Source organism: Enterococcus sp. DIV2371, from assembly GCF_050498525.1.
GTDB lineage: Bacteria > Bacillota > Bacilli > Lactobacillales > Enterococcaceae > Enterococcus_B > Enterococcus_B mangumiae.
This window is the reverse complement of the sequence record NZ_JBIPAJ010000001.1, coordinates 2,587,895-2,603,607: the sequence shown is the minus strand read 5'-3', so window position 1 is coordinate 2,603,607 and position 15,713 is coordinate 2,587,895. Positions and strand designations below refer to the sequence as shown.

17 protein-coding genes are annotated in these 15,713 nt (G+C 36.6%); 13 read left to right on the top strand and 4 right to left on the bottom strand.

All coding sequences use genetic code 11. The features are described 5' to 3' along the window. Nucleotides 1–3 precede the first annotated feature (3 nt). The 6 genes from ribH (at nucleotide 4) to IGL24_RS12160 (ending at nucleotide 4,141) form a co-directional block, all read left to right on the top strand. Nucleotides 4–465, top strand: a complete 462-nt coding sequence (gene ribH, locus IGL24_RS12185) for a 6,7-dimethyl-8-ribityllumazine synthase (RefSeq protein ID WP_207115126.1) — start codon at nucleotides 4–6, stop codon at nucleotides 463–465. A gap of 535 nt (nucleotides 466–1,000) precedes the next feature. Beyond that, nucleotides 1,001–1,885, top strand: coding sequence for a LysR family transcriptional regulator (locus tag IGL24_RS12180; RefSeq protein ID WP_207115125.1), 885 nt, complete (start codon nucleotides 1,001–1,003; stop codon nucleotides 1,883–1,885). Between the two features lie 93 nt (nucleotides 1,886–1,978). Continuing rightward, a complete protein-coding gene (locus IGL24_RS12175; protein WP_207699952.1) occupies nucleotides 1,979–2,551 on the top strand; it encodes a flavodoxin family protein in 573 nt (190 codons plus the stop codon). Then, complete coding sequence (locus tag IGL24_RS12170) at nucleotides 2,526–2,843, top strand: carboxymuconolactone decarboxylase family protein (RefSeq protein ID WP_207115123.1); 318 nt, start codon at nucleotides 2,526–2,528, stop codon at nucleotides 2,841–2,843. Before IGL24_RS12175 ends, IGL24_RS12170 begins: the two co-directional genes overlap by 26 nt. Nucleotides 2,844–2,859: 16 nt before the next feature. Further along, a complete protein-coding gene (locus tag IGL24_RS12165; protein ID WP_207115122.1) occupies nucleotides 2,860–3,267 on the top strand; it encodes a cupin domain-containing protein in 408 nt (135 codons plus the stop codon). Nucleotides 3,268–3,280: 13 nt separating this feature from the next. Continuing rightward, the gene (locus tag IGL24_RS12160) at nucleotides 3,281–4,141 is read left to right on the top strand and encodes an aldo/keto reductase (RefSeq protein ID WP_207115121.1); all 861 of its coding nucleotides are present in this window, start codon (nucleotides 3,281–3,283) and stop codon (nucleotides 4,139–4,141) included. Nucleotides 4,142–5,061: 920 nt separating this feature from the next. Here IGL24_RS12160 and IGL24_RS12155 read toward each other — a convergent pair. Then, nucleotides 5,062–5,601 carry a hypothetical protein gene (locus tag IGL24_RS12155; RefSeq protein WP_207115154.1) on the bottom strand — a complete coding sequence of 180 codons (540 nt, stop codon included), beginning with the start codon at nucleotides 5,599–5,601 and terminating at the stop codon, nucleotides 5,062–5,064. Between the two features lie 501 nt (nucleotides 5,602–6,102). Between IGL24_RS12155 and IGL24_RS12150 the strand changes: the two genes are divergently transcribed. From IGL24_RS12150 to IGL24_RS12125, 6 genes are all read left to right on the top strand, one after another. Continuing rightward, complete coding sequence (locus IGL24_RS12150; protein ID WP_207115120.1) at nucleotides 6,103–6,813, top strand: glucosamine-6-phosphate deaminase; 711 nt, start codon at nucleotides 6,103–6,105, stop codon at nucleotides 6,811–6,813. A 159-nt stretch (nucleotides 6,814–6,972) separates the two neighbouring features. Further along, complete coding sequence (locus tag IGL24_RS12145; protein WP_207115119.1) at nucleotides 6,973–7,764, top strand: MurR/RpiR family transcriptional regulator; 792 nt, start codon at nucleotides 6,973–6,975, stop codon at nucleotides 7,762–7,764. A 91-nt stretch (nucleotides 7,765–7,855) separates the two neighbouring features. Then, nucleotides 7,856–9,424 (top strand): maltose/glucose-specific PTS transporter subunit IIBC, encoded by a 1,569-nt coding sequence (malX, locus tag IGL24_RS12140; RefSeq protein WP_207115118.1) that lies wholly within the window; start codon nucleotides 7,856–7,858, stop codon nucleotides 9,422–9,424. Between the two features lie 19 nt (nucleotides 9,425–9,443). Then, entirely contained in the window at nucleotides 9,444–10,604 is a 1,161-nt protein-coding gene (locus IGL24_RS12135; RefSeq protein ID WP_207115117.1) for a MalY/PatB family protein, read from the top strand. Nucleotides 10,605–11,135: 531 nt separating this feature from the next. Continuing rightward, entirely contained in the window at nucleotides 11,136–11,414 is a 279-nt protein-coding gene (locus tag IGL24_RS12130) for a hypothetical protein (protein ID WP_242542426.1), read from the top strand. A 21-nt stretch (nucleotides 11,415–11,435) separates the two neighbouring features. Then, entirely contained in the window at nucleotides 11,436–11,678 is a 243-nt protein-coding gene (locus IGL24_RS12125) for a hypothetical protein (protein WP_242542425.1), read from the top strand. Between the two features lie 162 nt (nucleotides 11,679–11,840). Here the strand turns inward: IGL24_RS12125 and IGL24_RS12120 are convergent, their stop codons facing one another. After that, on the bottom strand, nucleotides 11,841–12,794 hold the full coding sequence (locus tag IGL24_RS12120; protein WP_207699953.1) for a glycosyltransferase family 2 protein: 954 nt from the start codon (nucleotides 12,792–12,794) through the stop codon (nucleotides 11,841–11,843). A 218-nt stretch (nucleotides 12,795–13,012) separates the two neighbouring features. Between IGL24_RS12120 and IGL24_RS12115 the strand changes: the two genes are divergently transcribed. Further along, entirely contained in the window at nucleotides 13,013–13,477 is a 465-nt protein-coding gene (locus tag IGL24_RS12115) for a methylated-DNA--[protein]-cysteine S-methyltransferase (protein ID WP_207699954.1), read from the top strand. 77 nt (nucleotides 13,478–13,554) lie between these two features. Here IGL24_RS12115 and IGL24_RS12110 read toward each other — a convergent pair whose 3' ends face one another. Continuing rightward, on the bottom strand, nucleotides 13,555–14,598 hold the full coding sequence (locus IGL24_RS12110; RefSeq protein ID WP_207699955.1) for a YeiH family protein: 1,044 nt from the start codon (nucleotides 14,596–14,598) through the stop codon (nucleotides 13,555–13,557). 167 nt (nucleotides 14,599–14,765) lie between these two features. Further along, the gene (locus IGL24_RS12105) at nucleotides 14,766–15,689 is read right to left on the bottom strand and encodes a TDT family transporter (RefSeq protein WP_207699956.1); all 924 of its coding nucleotides are present in this window, start codon (nucleotides 15,687–15,689) and stop codon (nucleotides 14,766–14,768) included. Nucleotides 15,690–15,713: the final 24 nt, after the last annotated feature.

Genomic DNA, 15,713 nt, shown 5'->3' with positions numbered 1-15,713 from the left:
GACATGACGATTTATGAGGGAAATTATTCGACAAAGGATCTTCGAATAGGAATAGTAGTCGCGCGATTTAATGAATTTATCAATCAAAAATTGTTACAAGGCGCATTGGACAATTTAAAAAGACATGGTGTGAAAGAAGAGCAAATCGATATTTATTGGGTACCGGGAGCTTTTGAAATCCCCTTTATTACTAAAAAACTCAGCAAAAAGGAGAGTTATGATGGATTGATCACGTTGGGGACAGTTATCAGAGGTGCAACTACTCATTACGAATTAGTTTCCAATGAGGTAGCCAAAGGGGTCGCACATATTAACTTAGAGTCCAATATTCCAGTGATGTTCGGTGTATTAACCACAGAAACTATTGAGCAAGCAATTGAAAGAGCAGGCACGAAGGCAGGAAATAAAGGTAGTGAAGCTGCTCAAGGGTTAATTGAGATGATTTCTCTATCACACCAAATTTAAGAACTATTATTTTTTAAATATAATGATTTTACTGTGGATATACTAACCTTCAGTTTACTGAGTATATTAAAAGCAGTTGTTAGTATTAAAAATACCTGGCAAGAATTGTCTTGACAGGTATTTTTAATAAGTAAAATTGTTACGTAGGTAATAATGGTTTCTGTCCAATTTTTTCTTCAAAAAAATCACATCTAGATTTTTCAATGATCTGCTAGTGTCTATTTAGGCTACATCAAAATAGACGAATTGTTTTATGGGTATCAAAAGAAAAGTGATATACATTATAGGAAAGAATTATTCATAACTTGTATAAGAACTAATAAAAAAATTATTATGTATTGGTATTCTATTTTTAGGATACAATTACAGTGTCGATATTAAATATTGTCATACGTTAAATATAGCATTAAAAAATAAAAAAAGAGTATCTTGTTTTTGTACGTGATATGAAACAAATCATAAATTCGCTAACTAGTTAGTGATGCTCTGAAAAAGAAAGAAATCAGAGAAAAGTATATGTAAAGGAGGAAATGTATTGGAACTTAGATTACTGAAATACTTTTTGGCAATTGCCAATGAAGGAACCATATCTCAAGCGGCAAAAGACTTAAACATTACTCAGCCGACATTAAGTAGACAATTGAAGGAATTGGAAGAAGAGTTAGAAGTCACTCTATTTACTCGCAGTGGTAGAAAAATGATTTTGACGGAAGCCGGTTTCCTTCTGAAAAACCGAGCAGAAGAGATACTCTCATTGACAGCACAAACAGAAGAAGAATTTAGAAACCACAAAAATGAATTATTGAGTGGTAAATTACTGATTGGTTGCGTAGAAGCTGATAACTCTGACACTTTGGCTATGATGCTGGAAGAATTTATCAGTGATTATCCTCAAGTGTCTTTTCATTTATACAGTGGAACAAGTGACGATATTAGCGAAAAGCTAGATAAAGGATTATTAGATCTTGCAATTTTATTAGAACCAATAAATACTGCAAAGTACTTCTCTTTGCAACTACCACGTGCCGAACGTTGGGGCTTACTTGTGTCAAAAAATTTATTTATCGCACAAAAAGACAAGATAACCCCAGATGATCTTTCTGGAGTACCATTATTGATTTCTCAACGAGCAGAGGTTCAGAAGATGCTAGCCGAATGGATGTGTGAACCACTTGAAGAATTAACAATTGCGGGCACCTTTAATCTTATTTTTAATACATTTTCTCTGGTTGAAAACCAGGTGGGAGCTGCACTTACAATTGAAGGGGCAGTCCTTGATCGTATGACAGAAAGTACTCGATTTATTTTATTGGAACCGGAAATTAAAACAAATTGTGTGTTGGTATGGAGGAAGAATCGTGTGATTTCACCTTTAGTCAAACAATTTATCGACACCTTTAACCATGCTTTTAAGGCATAGCTGATTTTATAATAGGTATTGGATATATGGATAAATAGGCTGTAACATAACTTGTATAAGAGATATGTTACAGCCTTTTTAGGGAGTGATAAGTTGCCAATTGTTGTTTATTTTTCTCATAGAGGAGAGCATTTAATCAATGGGAAGATTCAATCTATTCAAGTAGGAAATACCGAAACAGTCGCTTATAAAATCAGCCGTCAGCTGGAATGTCCGTGTGTAGAAATTGTCCCCGTTACAGCCTATCCACAAAAATATACCGAGTTATTAGTGAAGATTGAAGCAGAGAAAAAACTGAACGATCTGAATGACCGTGGGGCTATCTATCCGCTTGAAAAGGATATTGCTTCCGCTTATTCCATTTTTTTAGGATACCCAAATTGGTTAGGAACATTGCCGAAGCCTATTGTGTCTTTTTTACAAGAAACAGATTTGGCTAATAAGTTGATCTATCCTTTTTGTACCCATGAAGGAAGTGGCTTTGGGCGAAGTTTACTTGATTTAAAAATACTTGCTCCCGCCAGTACGATTAAAACTGGATTGCCGATCAGAGGCTCACGAGTACTTCGGTCAGATAAAGCGATTGAAAATTGGCTCATTCAATTTTATGAATCAAATAATAGACAGGAGGATTTAAAGCATGCAAAAACAAACAGCTGGACATGATATTTTAGGTGAATTTGCACCCAAATTTGCAGAGTTAAATGATGAAGTATTATTTGGTGAAATATGGGCTCGGGAAAAAGAAATGGCACCCCATCAACGTAGCTTGATCACTATCTCAGCGTTAATAGCTGGTGGTAATTTTGAGCAACTACCAGCTCATATGAAAATAGGAAGAGACAATGGTATTACAAAAGAAGAAATTTCCGAGATGATTACACATTTGTCTTTTTATGTTGGATGGCCCAAAGCATGGTCAGCGTTTAATTTAGCAAAAGAAATTTATAACGATTAGAGAAGAGGAGACAAGAATGATCAAAAATGAAGAAATAAAAAATGACAGTATTTTTCCAATCGGTAAAAAAAACGATGAATATGCGCAATATTTTATAGGCCAAAGTTATTTGGAAATGTTAGTGGCTGATTCAGAAATCTCAGTGAATGTCGGCAATGTGACATTTGAACCAGGTTGTCGTAATAATTGGCATATTCATCATGATGGTTATCAATTATTGTTGGTCACCGGTGGCGAAGGTTGGTACCAAGAGTTTGGTAAAGAAGCACAACATTTGAAATCAGGTGACGTAATCGTTATAAAAGACGGAGTTAAACATTGGCATGGGGCTACTAAAGATAGTTGGTTTACACATATTGCGATCACAGCTGGTAGCTCTGAATGGTTAGAAGAAGTAACAGATGAGGTCTATAATAATTTATAAGGAGTGATACGAAATGTTACAAGAGTACTATACACTTTTCAATGGGAATAAAATCCCTAAATTGGGATTGGGTACTTGGTTTATTGAAGATCAAGAAGCTGATAAAGCAGTAAAAGATGCCATGAAAGTTGGTTATCGTTTGATTGATACTGCGCAAGCTTATGGAAATGAAGTGGGTGTCGGTAAAGGAATCCGTGAAAGCAATATAGCTCGTGAAGAAATCTTTGTGACGTCCAAAATAGCTGCGGAAGAAAAAAGCTATGATAGTGCAGCAAAATCAATTGATGAAACTCTTGAAAAAATGGGGTTGGATTATCTTGATTTAATGATCATTCATAGCCCACAACCGTGGAAAGAATTTCGTGGAGCAAATCGCTATTTCAAAGAAAATATTGAAGTGTGGCGAGCGTTAGAAGATGCTTACGATGAGGGGAAAGTTAGAGCAATCGGCGTATCTAATTTTTTAGAAGATGACTTGCAAAATATTTTAGATAATAGCAGAATCAAACCTATGGTCAATCAAATTTTAGTTCATATCAGCAATACACCGTCCTCATTAATTGAATTTTGCCAACACAATGATATTTTAGTGGAAGCCTATTCTCCAATTGCTCATGGAGAAGCATTGAAAAATCCAGCGATTCAGAAAATAGCAGAAAAATACCACGTCTCAGTTCCACAATTGTGTATTCGCTATGATCTTCAACTTGGAACTGTTGTTTTACCAAAAACGGCTAATCTTGCACATATGAAGATGAATGCGGAGATTGATTTTGTGATAAGCGAAGAAGATATGGAAAAATTAAAACATATCGAGCAGATTCAAGATTATGGTGACTCTAGTTTTTTCCCGGTTTTCGGAGGGGAAATTTAAAAACTATTTTAGACTGAAAAAGACCTAGGTTCTGCCTTTATCAATCTTCGGCAGAATCTAGGTCTTTTATCAAGTTATATAAATCTTCAATCTCTAATGTTACTATAAATGCTTCTGAAAAAGCTATCAGGCTCTTCATGAATTTCTCACAAGTATCCCATGATATCATATAATACAAAATAAAAAATCCTTGCCAACGCTCTTCATTTGATTCTTACTCGGTAATATAACTGCTAAAATGATGTCCATACTAGTAATAGTATTTGTCCTAATTACATATCCTGAACTTAATTTTTGCCTAAACTATTTCTACAGACTCAAATTAGTTATGAAGAGGGAGATAATCACTAGTCTTCTATTGTTATTGATGATTCATTTCATTATCCTTAGGAAGTGTAGCATCAATTCCTTTTACAACTGATGATATAAAAGAATTATCCTCCAAAGCAAATAGACCGGCGTTCAAGCTACTTGCTATTTTTATAGGCCTAAAAATGTCTAAATTATTTGATGAAAAGTAAATATAAAAAAATATATGTGATAAAGTAGTTGTTTTATCAAAGTTAAGATTTATAAATATAGAGGTTAGTTAATCGTAATGCGTAGGTTGTAGGTTCGATCTCTACAGTTGGTATACTAAATAAACACCGTCCTATCAAAGATTATTTCGAGATATTGACAGTATTTTTTACTTTTTTTAGGTTTGTGGGCAGAGATTTTTGAAAACGAAAAGTTCATTCATTTGATTCAATGAATGTTTTTTCTTTTTACTGTAGTTTCTGCAATTTTATTGGTGCTTTTGAGTTGAATTGTTTAGCTGCTTTTTCTTCAATATTCATGATTGAATCGATTCTATTTAGTACAATAGGTGTGACAAAATAAGTCTATTGTTTATTTATATTTGAACGGAGGGTCGAAAATTATTTTTTATTGCTAGTTTCAAATATATTTCCACAATCAGTACAATGCCATTGATTATTTCCTTTCTTCCCAGCAAATCCAGCTAGAGTCCCAATGCCACCCGTTAAAACAGCCCCGCCGATTGCCTTACCTACAGAAAAATTTTTTCGATTATTTTGCATAAAATTTAGGTTCATTGATTGGCAGTTTGGACATGTAACAACCTGATTTGATCTAGTGCTTATTGTCGAGGGAACAGCGCCGAGATCATTAGGCTTTTGAACAACTTCAATATCTAAGAGATTAAGAAAATCCCAAACCGAATCTGTTTGTTTTTTTGTAAATTTGAAAACATTTTTTGTAGTTAATTTTGCTGAGTCGTAATCTTCGCCATTTAGCGAAAAATAGACTGTTCCCCATTCATTTTTTGAAAAATTAAAAGGACGGAAATATACACAAACTATGTCTTCTTTAGTAATATCAAAGTTTCCTATGCTCACTACTGATCCGTCAAACTTAACTGTTTTTTTAGGTATAAAACCAAATTTTTGATTAAACATACATATTACCCTCACTTCTTAATGATGTATTTTAATTAGCATAAACGTGTTGTAAATCCTAGCAAATTTTCTAAACGATTCTCTTTATTTGATAAAAAAACTATTTCAGATTACTTAGAATCGTTTTCTTTTTACGCCGTAAATTTTGACAGTTATATTATTTTATTGATTGATGATTAGTTTTTTACCTTACTATTCCCTATAATCGTAGCAAAATCCATCAGTTATGTAAAAAAAATAGATAAGAAATGGTTGTTATTTTTTTGAGATATTTCAATTAAAATGTTATGTATATTTTTGTTTTGAAAAGTAGTTTTAAATAAATTTTTGAAAGAAAACAATCTATTACAAATGCATTGGAGCAAGATGATACAGATGTTATAACAACAAATAATTGTTTTTTATTCTTTAAAAATTCTATTTAACAGAAAACGCTACCAAAAACGCCCTCAGACTGTTAAACTTTAACTAAATGATTGATTGAAAGGAAGTGTGACAGCAATGGATTTAGTGATTGCAAAAGATTATGAAACACTTAGTGAAGTAACAGCAGGGATCGTCTTAGAGAAGATGTTGAAGCATAGAAGAGTGAACTTGTCTTTGACAACAGGAAATTCGCCTAAGATGGCTTATGAGATTTTGGTTGATAAGCTTAGTAAATTACAGATGGATACATCTATGATCCATTATTATAATTTTGATGAAGTGGCGCTGAAGGATAAGCAGTATGGATTGACTATGTCAGGACTAAAAAAAGCTCTTTATGATCCGATCGGAGTTGCTGCTGAGAATATTCACGAATTGACTATTGAGAATTATCAGGAGATTGACAAAAAAATTGCTCAAGTAGGTGGCTTGGATTTAGTTTTGATGGGGCTTGGTGAGGATGGTCATTTTTGCGGGAATATGCCAGGATACACGGATTTTAGCAAGGAAACATACAGTATTCCAGTCATTCCTGGAGATCAGATGTACGAATCGTTGCAAGAACATCTGGGAGAAGAACCTGGGGATTACTTCGTGACATTTGGACCAAAGACGGTCATGGCAGCGAAACAGTTAGTATTGATCGTTAATGGGGAACATAAAGCAGAGATTATTAAACAAGTCATTGAAGGACCAGTAACAGAGGAAATTCCTGCATCCATTTTGATGACTCATCCAAATATCACAGTGATTTTAGATGAAGCAGCAGCAAAATCATTAAAATAATAGACAAGAATCCACGAAAATCTTTTTTAGATTTCGTGGATTTTTTATTTCTAGAACGTTTATTTTGAACACTCGTTTTTTATTGGTTTCTTGGGTACAATAATAAGAAAACAGAACCTATAGTGAATAGGCGAGAGACTGCCGGAATGGGAGAAAACGATGAACCAATTTTATAAGAGGATCCAATATAAATTTTCTGAATTGAATCAAGTGGAAAAAAATATCTTAGATTATTGTTTACATCAATCAAAAAAAGTTTCCTCAATGACAGCCGAAGAATTAGCGACCGAGACATTTACGAGTCAATCGACTATTACGCGGATGGCAAAAAAACTTGGCTTCAAAGGCTTTCAAGAATTTAAATTCGCACTAAAAAGTTATCGATCTTTAGAAGAAACGAGTGATCCAACTGATTCATCAAATGAATTCAAGCCGTTGATCAATGAGATTCTTCGCCAGTTTACGGAGACTTTAGATAAAATCGAGCCAAAACAAATCGATCAGGCAAGCAACATGATTAGACAAGCACAACGCATTGAACTGTTTGCCTTAGGACAAAGCATACCTGTCGCTGTTTCGCTTAATCGAAAATTGCATTTTCTTGGTAAAAATGTGGGGCATTCAACCGATTGGGACGAGTTGCGGGCAGTGAGTAAACAGCTAGGAAAAGAAGATCTTGCGATTTTTATTAGTCATAGTGGTGAAACATTAGGAATGCTCGATTATGCCAAACGATTAAAGGAGCGAAAGGTTCCGTTACTTTCCTTTATTGGTCAACCCACAAGTTCATTAGAAGAATTATCGACGGTCGCGTTTATTGCGGAAATGTTGACGATCTATCATCAAAATATTGATTTAAGTCCAAGAGTTTCATTGGACATTTTATTAGATATTTTGATGATCCACTATGCGAAACAAGTGGCCTCGCAGAATGAAGATTCTAATTTATGAATGCTTATTCTACATGTACAGGAACTATTGCAACCGCTTTTGTCATCGCTTACATTTTAAGGGTAAGAAATAGAGTAAGGGGGTCAAAGGAATGCAAAAAGGAAAGAAAGCAAGTTGGATGGAGATTTTTCAAGGGTTAGGAAAAACGTTTATGTTGCCCGTCGCACTGTTAGCCTTCATGGGATTGTTCCTCGGAATCGGGAGTGCTTTTTCCGCTGAATCAGCAATCACTGCTTTTCCATTTTTAGGTGCTGGTTGGTTACAGGTGATCTTTCGGTTTATGTCCACGATCGGCGGGTTTGCGTTTAGCTATTTACCTGTGATGTTTGCGATGGCGATACCATTAGGCTTAGCACGTAAAGAAAAAGGTGTGGCTGCTTTTTCAGGTTTTGTCGGGTATGTAGTGATGCAATTATCGATCAATTTTTATTTGCAAGAAACGAATCAATTGGCAGCGAGTGAACAATTACGTGAAGCAGGTCAAGAAATGGTTTTTGGCATCCAAACTTTATCCATGGGTGTATTGGGTGGGATCATTGTCGGGCTGATCGTTTATCAGCTGCATACGCGATTCTACCAATTTCAATTACCAGATAGTTTTGCCTTTTTCTCAGGAACACGTTTCGTGCCTATCATTACCTCAGTAACTTTAGCAATCGTTGGTGTGTTGATTCCAATGGTTTGGCCAATTTTTGCCATGTTGATCACTGGGATCGGAAATTTGATCCAACGTTCTGGGGCTTTTGGACCATTCTTATTCGGTTCAGGAGAACGGCTATTGTTGCCATTTGGTTTACATCATATTTTAGTATCGATGATCCGATTTACAGAAGCTGGCGGAAGTCAGGTCATTAACGGACAAGAAGTCTTTGGCGCACTAAATATTTTTTATAATGAATTGCAACAAGGACTGACGATCTCGCCTAGTGCCACTGCTTTTCTTTCACAAGGGAAAATGCCAACATTTATGTTTGGGCTTCCCGCCGCGGCTCTTGCGATGTATCAAACGGCAAGGCCAGAGAATCGTTCGAAAATCAAAGGCTTGCTGATTTCAGGTGTGATCGCTACCTTTGTAACAGGGATCACCGAACCGATCGAATTCTTATTTCTATTTATCAGTCCGCTTCTATGGGGCTTCCACGTATTGATGACTGGTGCCGGGTTTATGGTCATGAGTCTATTAGGGGTAACGATTGGTAATACCGATGGTGGCATCTTAGACTTTATTATTTTCGGAGTTATGCAAGGCTCTTACACCAAATGGTGGCTGGTTTTACTTGTGGGGGCTTGTTGGTTTGGGATTTATTATTTTACGTTCAAAACAGTGATTTTACGCAAAAACTTGAAAACACCAGGACGTGAAGAAGCGACTGCTGAGACAGAATATACGGAAGAAGAAGTCTCCTACAAAGGAAAAAGCATAGTTGATGCACATGGGATCTTGGCTGCTTTAGGCGGTGCTGAGAATATTACTTCTTTAGATAATTGTATTACGCGTCTACGGTTAGTGGTGAATGACGGATCGATCGTTGACGATGACCGACTGAAAAAATTAGGCGCATTAGGTGTGGTCCACTTGGATGATACGAATGTGCAAGTCATTATAGGAACAAAAGTGACGACCGTAAGAAATCAATTGGATGATATCTTGTCGTTCTAAGGTCAGGAGAGTGTAGAAGATGTCATTCAATGAACAGATCGATCGGAAAGGGACGTATTGTACGCAGTGGGATTATATTGAAGATCGCTTCGGTAAAAATGATCTCTTGCCGTTTACGATTTCTGATACCGATTTTAAAGTACCAACAGGCGTTGAAGTTGCGCTCCTAGAAAGGTTACAACATCCAATTTTTGGTTATACTCGTTGGAATCACTCAGATTTCAAAGCAGCAGTTGCTCATTGGTACAAAGAGCATTTTGGACACCAGATCGACGAAGACTGGTTGGTGTATAGTCCTTCCGTTATCTATAGTATCAAACAATTGATTTGCTTATTAAGTGAATCTGGCGAAGGCGTCATTATACAGACACCGGCTTATGATGCCTTTTATAAACTGATTGCTGGAAATGATCGTAAGCTAGTAATGAATGAATTGATCTATCAAAATGGCACCTACCAATTGGATTTTGAAAATTTGTCCCAGTTACTTGAGCGACCTGAGAATAAAATTTTGTTGTTGTGTAGTCCCCATAATCCAACAGGTAGAGTGTGGACAAAAAAGGAATTAGTGAACATCATCGAGCTTGCCAAAAAAAACGAGGTATTCATCATTTCGGATGAGATCCACATGGACATTCTAAGAAAAGGACAACAGCATCGACCATTGACAGAATTCATCCAAAAAAATGTCGCAGTCGTCACATCAGGAAGTAAAACCTTTAATTTTCCTGGGTTGATTTTTTCTTACGGATTGATCCCAGATCCATCTTTACGTCAACGATTTTTGCATCAGATGAAAGAAGCTGATGGACTCAGCTCAACGAGTATTTTTGGATTAGTTGCGACGATTTCAGCATATGAAAAGGAAGGCAGTTGGGTCACTGAACTCAATCAGTACATTGATGACAATATTGCTTTTGTCACTACGTACCTCAAACAACATCATCCAGAAATCATCGTGACAAAAAGCGAAGCCACCTACTTGATGTGGCTCGATTGTTCGCAAGTACCATTCAATATGGAACAGCTTCAACAACGCATGATCGAACGTGGAAAGGTAGCAATCATGTCTGGCGAAGTGTATGGAGAAACCAGTCGTAATTTTTTACGATTGAATGTGGGATGTCCACGGAAGAAATTGGAAGAAGGATTGCGGCGATTGACAGAGAGTTTAGGATAAAAGGTGAACTGCAATCGATAGGGAGTTACAAGTCAAAATCACTTTCTTTATAAATACGAGATAAAAGGCAAAAATAGGAACATATATTTTTGCCTTTTGTCATGCATGATTCTAAATTCTTGTTTCATATCACATGTACATAAAAGTAGATAACTTGAGCAGAAATGAATAGAAAGTATGTAAATATTAAATAACTAATATTACATATTTATATTTATGTAAATGTACATAATAAGAAGATGGCGCCCATTTTTATGCTCTATTATTTTGGTGAAGAGAGTTTCTGAAATCAAGGATAAAAAATTGGCAGTGAATTAATTGAAGGGAAGTAGTCAAAGGGATTAGTAAAAATTTAGCACACGTTCTAACTTGTAAAGCATGAATCGATAAAGCAATTAGAGAAGTTTTCAAAATAGTGTTGTACGTAGAACTGATTTTACAAAATTGGATTATATCAATTAACTATTTGAATAGGCTATTAATAATTTAACTACTTTACTGTTTGAAACGAAAGGAGAATAATCAAATAGAATGAAGAAGCGAATAATATCCACTCTACTATTTCTATTACTAATGGTCGGTTGCAGTAGCGAAACAAATACAAAACAATCTGAAATGAGTGACAACATTCCAGAAACAAAAGAAAGCTCTCAACCACAGGAAATAGCTGATTCAGAAGATCTAACATTCGAGGAATACAAAAAAGCTTTTCCTGTCTCTGGACAAGTCGATGAAGCATATCAGAAATTAAAAATAAAAAGTGATATCTCCCATGATCAGTTACAAGATCTCTTGATCAAGTATTCCTAGAAACTGGAGGGTGGAGGTATCTTGATCTTCAATGAATTAGGTGAAGTACAGCGAATCAATCTGTCTGGGCTGATAGAGTATGCTGGAATATATTCAGTTAATCAAGATAACTTCTATTTAGAACCAAATCCAGCAAGTGTGAACTATGCAAATGTGATCAAAGATCATAAGTACAGGATCGAAGCAGATAAATTGTTTTTATTCAGTGAGGAAGTGAAAGAGCATCAAGTGACTATGTATCCTATGAAAAAAATAATCGCATAAACAAGTATTTTTGTACTAAAACTATTTACAAGTCATGAATAAGCGATTTTAAAGTATTTGCTTCTTTATATTAATAGATTAGACGTATATAAATATGCCAAAATTTAAAGAGGAGAGTAAAAAAAGCTACCCTCTAATTTAAAGGATAGCCTTCTTCATTAATTACTTGTCTGTTTGCTCACCAAGTTGGTGGGCTTTTTGTTTTTCAGTTTCCCGTACGATATAGACCGGACGTTTTTTTGTTTCAAGGAAGATTTTCCCGATGTATTTCCCGATGATACCAAGGCAAAGTAGTTGGATCCCGCCGATGAATAAAACGATCGAGACGAGTGAAGGCCAACCGGATGTTGGATCGCCAAATAATAATGCTCGTAGAATAATAAAGAGGATAGCGATTCCTGAACCGATACATGACAATGCGCCAACAAATGAGGCAATCGTCAATGGAGTGTCAGAAAAATTGACGATGCCGTCGATTGAATAATTGAATAATTTCCAAAAAGACCAAGAAGTTTCGCCGGCTACTCGTTCACGATTTTCAAATGAGAGATATTCCGTTTTAAAGCCTACCCAACTGAATAGTCCCTTTGAAAAGCGATTGTATTCAGCTAATTCTAAAACGGCATCCACCATTTGGCGAGTCATCATGCGGTAATCTCTTGCCCCATCGACCATCTCTGTGTCACTGATTCGATTGATCAGTTGGTAAAATTTCTTCGCAAAGAAACTACGGATTGCTGGTTCACCTTCTCGAGTGGAACGGCGCGTACCGATACAATCGATATCGGAGTGGATGACTTTATCGATCATTACTGGTAACAATTCCGGAGGATCTTGTAAATCGACGTCCATGACAGTGACTAGATCTCCTGTGGAAGCTTGCAGTCCGGCATATAGTGCGGCTTCTTTTCCAAAGTTTCGTGAAAAAGCGACAAAACGAACGGATTCATGTGCGTTTGCTAATTCTTTAATAGCTGCCAATGTACCGTCGCTTGATCCATCATCGATGAACAAGTACTCGAATTCATATTCGCCACGAAATTTTTCGACTTCATCAAAAAAAAGTGGGACAGTTTTTTCTTCATTAAAACAAGGGATGACAATTGATATTTTCATATTTTCGTTCCTTTCAAGCATGTTTTTCTCATATATCTTATATAAACAAAAGTATGCTTAAATAACAAAGATAATAGATGTTATAAGTGCCTTATTCAGTGTACCATCTCTGTGGCATTAAATAAACTTTTAGGTTGCTTTTTTTTTACGAATCATAGATGATTAGGGAAATAACCGATGAGGAGGAACGCCCAACTTATGAGGATGGGCGGACAGAGATGAGAATCGAAACTATGATCGGCCCTTTGTGGCTGGATGCAGATCAAAAAGGGTTAACTGCTGTCTCTTTTGAATGGATTCCCGAAAATGAAGAAGCAGATGCTGAAATCCTATCTTTAGCAAAACAACAGCTTGAAGAATATTTTTCAGGTGAAAGACAAGTGTTCACTGTACCTTTATCTTTCAAGAGAGGGACAGCTTTTCAACAAAAGGTTTGGCGAGTCCTCACAAGGATTCCTTATGGACAAAGTCGAACGTATAAACAAGTAGCAGAAGCCATTGGCCAACCAAAAGCGGCTCGTGCCATTGGACAAGCCAATCGCTTGAATCCTCTTCCAGTCGTTATTCCTTGTCATCGAGTGATCGGACAAAATGGTCAATTGACTGGGTATATGGGAAAAGCTGAGAACGGGTTAGTGATCAAACGGCAACTATTAGTACTGGAAAATGTATTACTTCATTGATTGTGACGGAAACGTATAACTAAAAAACATCAACACGCTGAACTTATTTTACTTCAGCGTGTTGATGTTTTTTCGTCTTATAGTTTGATCAACCAAATAAAGAATAACGCCATGATCGTTTGTAAGAGTCCAACAGTTAAGCCATACGTCAAGAAACGCGTGCCTTCTTTCATGAATTTTGCGAAATCCAAACGCAAACCAATGGCTGCTAATGCAGTGACTTCGAACCATCCGCTAATAAAACTAGCGCTTTGATCGATCACATGGGGAATGGTGAAAAAGCTGTTGATCAAGCAAACAATCAAGAAGCCTAAGACGTACCATGGTAATGGTAGTTTTCGTCTATTGTTTTTCGGCGTATACGCAGAAGGGGCAACCGGTTGTTTTTTTGTCATAAATTTTTCAAAGAGATAGACCACGACCACGAGCATCATGATCCTCATGATTTTAAACAGCATCGCAAATTGCACGACTGAAGCATCCAATAAGCTTGCACCAGCAACAACTTGTCCGACCGATTGCAAAGTTCCACCAAGAAGGGCACTTTTCTCAATCAAATTACCACCGAATAATTGTAGTCCTAAGAAAGGAAGTGTCAACATCATCACCGTTCCGAGCAGATTGACTAATGTGATGACTTGGCCTTTTTCTTCATCATCGGCATGGATCACGGGGGCGATCGAGGCAATGGCTGAAGAACCACAAATGGCATTCCCGCCAGCCATCATCAAGGAGAAGGTGTCACTAAACAATAATTTCTTACCAATAAAATAAGCGCCGATAATCGTAACGGTCATTTGTAGAAGTACAAAAGTAACACCTTTGATACCAATTTGTGCGATGGTTTGGATCGTGACAGTCGCACCAAGTAAGAAAACGGAACATTCCAATAGTTTACTTTCTGCAAATTTTGTCCCAACCGCAAGTTTAGGTTGCTTGAAAAGTGTGTTTCCTAAAATGATACCAAGTAAAATCGCAACTGTCCCGGCACCGAGATGAGGGACGAAGGGCGCTAGCAGCCGACTGATGACGGCGACAGAAAAGGCGAGTAGGAGGCCAGGTAGAATTTTCCGGGCACCAAATTTTTTCAACGTTTTTATATAAGTTAATAAAGCATTCATCTGATTGTTTCCTTTCATGTAAGAAGAAGTCTGTCTAAAATATAGTATCATTTAATCCTTTCTTAGTGAATGTAAAAAAAACTTCTGCCTTTTTACCGAACGAAAAAGACAGAAGGGGAGGTTTATTCTATCAATCCCTTTGAAAGGTGATGTTTATGTTGACTATGTTATTTTATTAAATAGATGGTATAGTGTCCTAAAACGTAAACGATCATACCGCAAGCAATCAAGCATTCGATGACTTTCAATCCGTCCAAGATCCCTGTCGCAAAGCCTAATTGATGGAAATAAGCTGTCGCAGTAAATATTGCTGTTGCAGAGATCACTAGTGGGAAAGTAAATGCTGCGTAACTTGGATAAAAATCGAGTAATAATAAACGTGGCAGCATAGCTAAAACGATAAAGTAAAGAACTTGAGAAACAAGGAACAGTGTGACCACTAAGGCAAGATTTGGATCTGCAAAGTTTTTTAAGTAACCAGTGAGACACAATGAACCGGGTGCTGCGAGAATCGCAATCAATGGCAAGGTTGGCTGTGCCATTTTTTTAATAAAGAAAATCCGGTGGATGATCACTGGCAACAAGATGACATAACAAGCTAAAGAAAGCCAAAAGAAAATCTTACCAATCATAGGAGAAAAGTTTCCTGCGGTTACTGTGATGACACCAAAACCAACATACACGATAAACCAGCTTGGATAAATAGCTTCCAATGACAAATCAGCTTTTACCACATGATGATAATTAAAGTAAAGAACCAAAACGATTTGGAAAATCACTGCCGCTAACCAAATCAACTTCACAATGGGCGCAATTGATTTGAAAGAAATAAAATAGGTGCAGATGACCATCAAAGACATCGTAAAGGTTGGCGAGACAGAAGCGACGATTGGGTCATATAAATGTTGTCTCGTGTGTTCAAACAAAAGAACCAGTTTGCCGATGATCAACAGCATCAATAGCATACCGATCGCGCCAACGAAATTCCCTACATGCGTCAGATGATAGTCTTTTAAAAGATTCCCTAAAGAAGTTAATCCAAGGATCAACCCACAGATCGGGATCGGAACAATCTTCAAGAAATGCTTCATACATTACTCTCCTTTTCGCTAAAA

Coding starts and splice junctions, on each gene's coding strand:
- ribH (WP_207115126.1), top strand. CDS start 4: ATGACGATTTATGAGGGAAATTATTCGACAAAGGATCTTCGAATAGGA.
- IGL24_RS12170 (WP_207115123.1), top strand. CDS start 2,526: ATGCAAAAACAAACAGCTGGACATGATATTTTAGGTGAATTTGCACCC.
- IGL24_RS12165 (WP_207115122.1), top strand. CDS start 2,860: ATGATCAAAAATGAAGAAATAAAAAATGACAGTATTTTTCCAATCGGT.
- IGL24_RS12160 (WP_207115121.1), top strand. CDS start 3,281: ATGTTACAAGAGTACTATACACTTTTCAATGGGAATAAAATCCCTAAA.
- IGL24_RS12155 (WP_207115154.1), bottom strand. CDS start 5,601: ATGTTTAATCAAAAATTTGGTTTTATACCTAAAAAAACAGTTAAGTTT.
- IGL24_RS12150 (WP_207115120.1), top strand. CDS start 6,103: ATGGATTTAGTGATTGCAAAAGATTATGAAACACTTAGTGAAGTAACA.
- IGL24_RS12145 (WP_207115119.1), top strand. CDS start 6,973: ATGAACCAATTTTATAAGAGGATCCAATATAAATTTTCTGAATTGAAT.
- malX (WP_207115118.1), top strand. CDS start 7,856: ATGCAAAAAGGAAAGAAAGCAAGTTGGATGGAGATTTTTCAAGGGTTA.
- IGL24_RS12135 (WP_207115117.1), top strand. CDS start 9,444: ATGTCATTCAATGAACAGATCGATCGGAAAGGGACGTATTGTACGCAG.
- IGL24_RS12130 (WP_242542426.1), top strand. CDS start 11,136: ATGAAGAAGCGAATAATATCCACTCTACTATTTCTATTACTAATGGTC.
- IGL24_RS12120 (WP_207699953.1), bottom strand. CDS start 12,794: ATGAAAATATCAATTGTCATCCCTTGTTTTAATGAAGAAAAAACTGTC.
- IGL24_RS12115 (WP_207699954.1), top strand. CDS start 13,013: ATGAGAATCGAAACTATGATCGGCCCTTTGTGGCTGGATGCAGATCAA.
- IGL24_RS12110 (WP_207699955.1), bottom strand. CDS start 14,598: ATGAATGCTTTATTAACTTATATAAAAACGTTGAAAAAATTTGGTGCC.
- IGL24_RS12105 (WP_207699956.1), bottom strand. CDS start 15,689: ATGAAGCATTTCTTGAAGATTGTTCCGATCCCGATCTGTGGGTTGATC.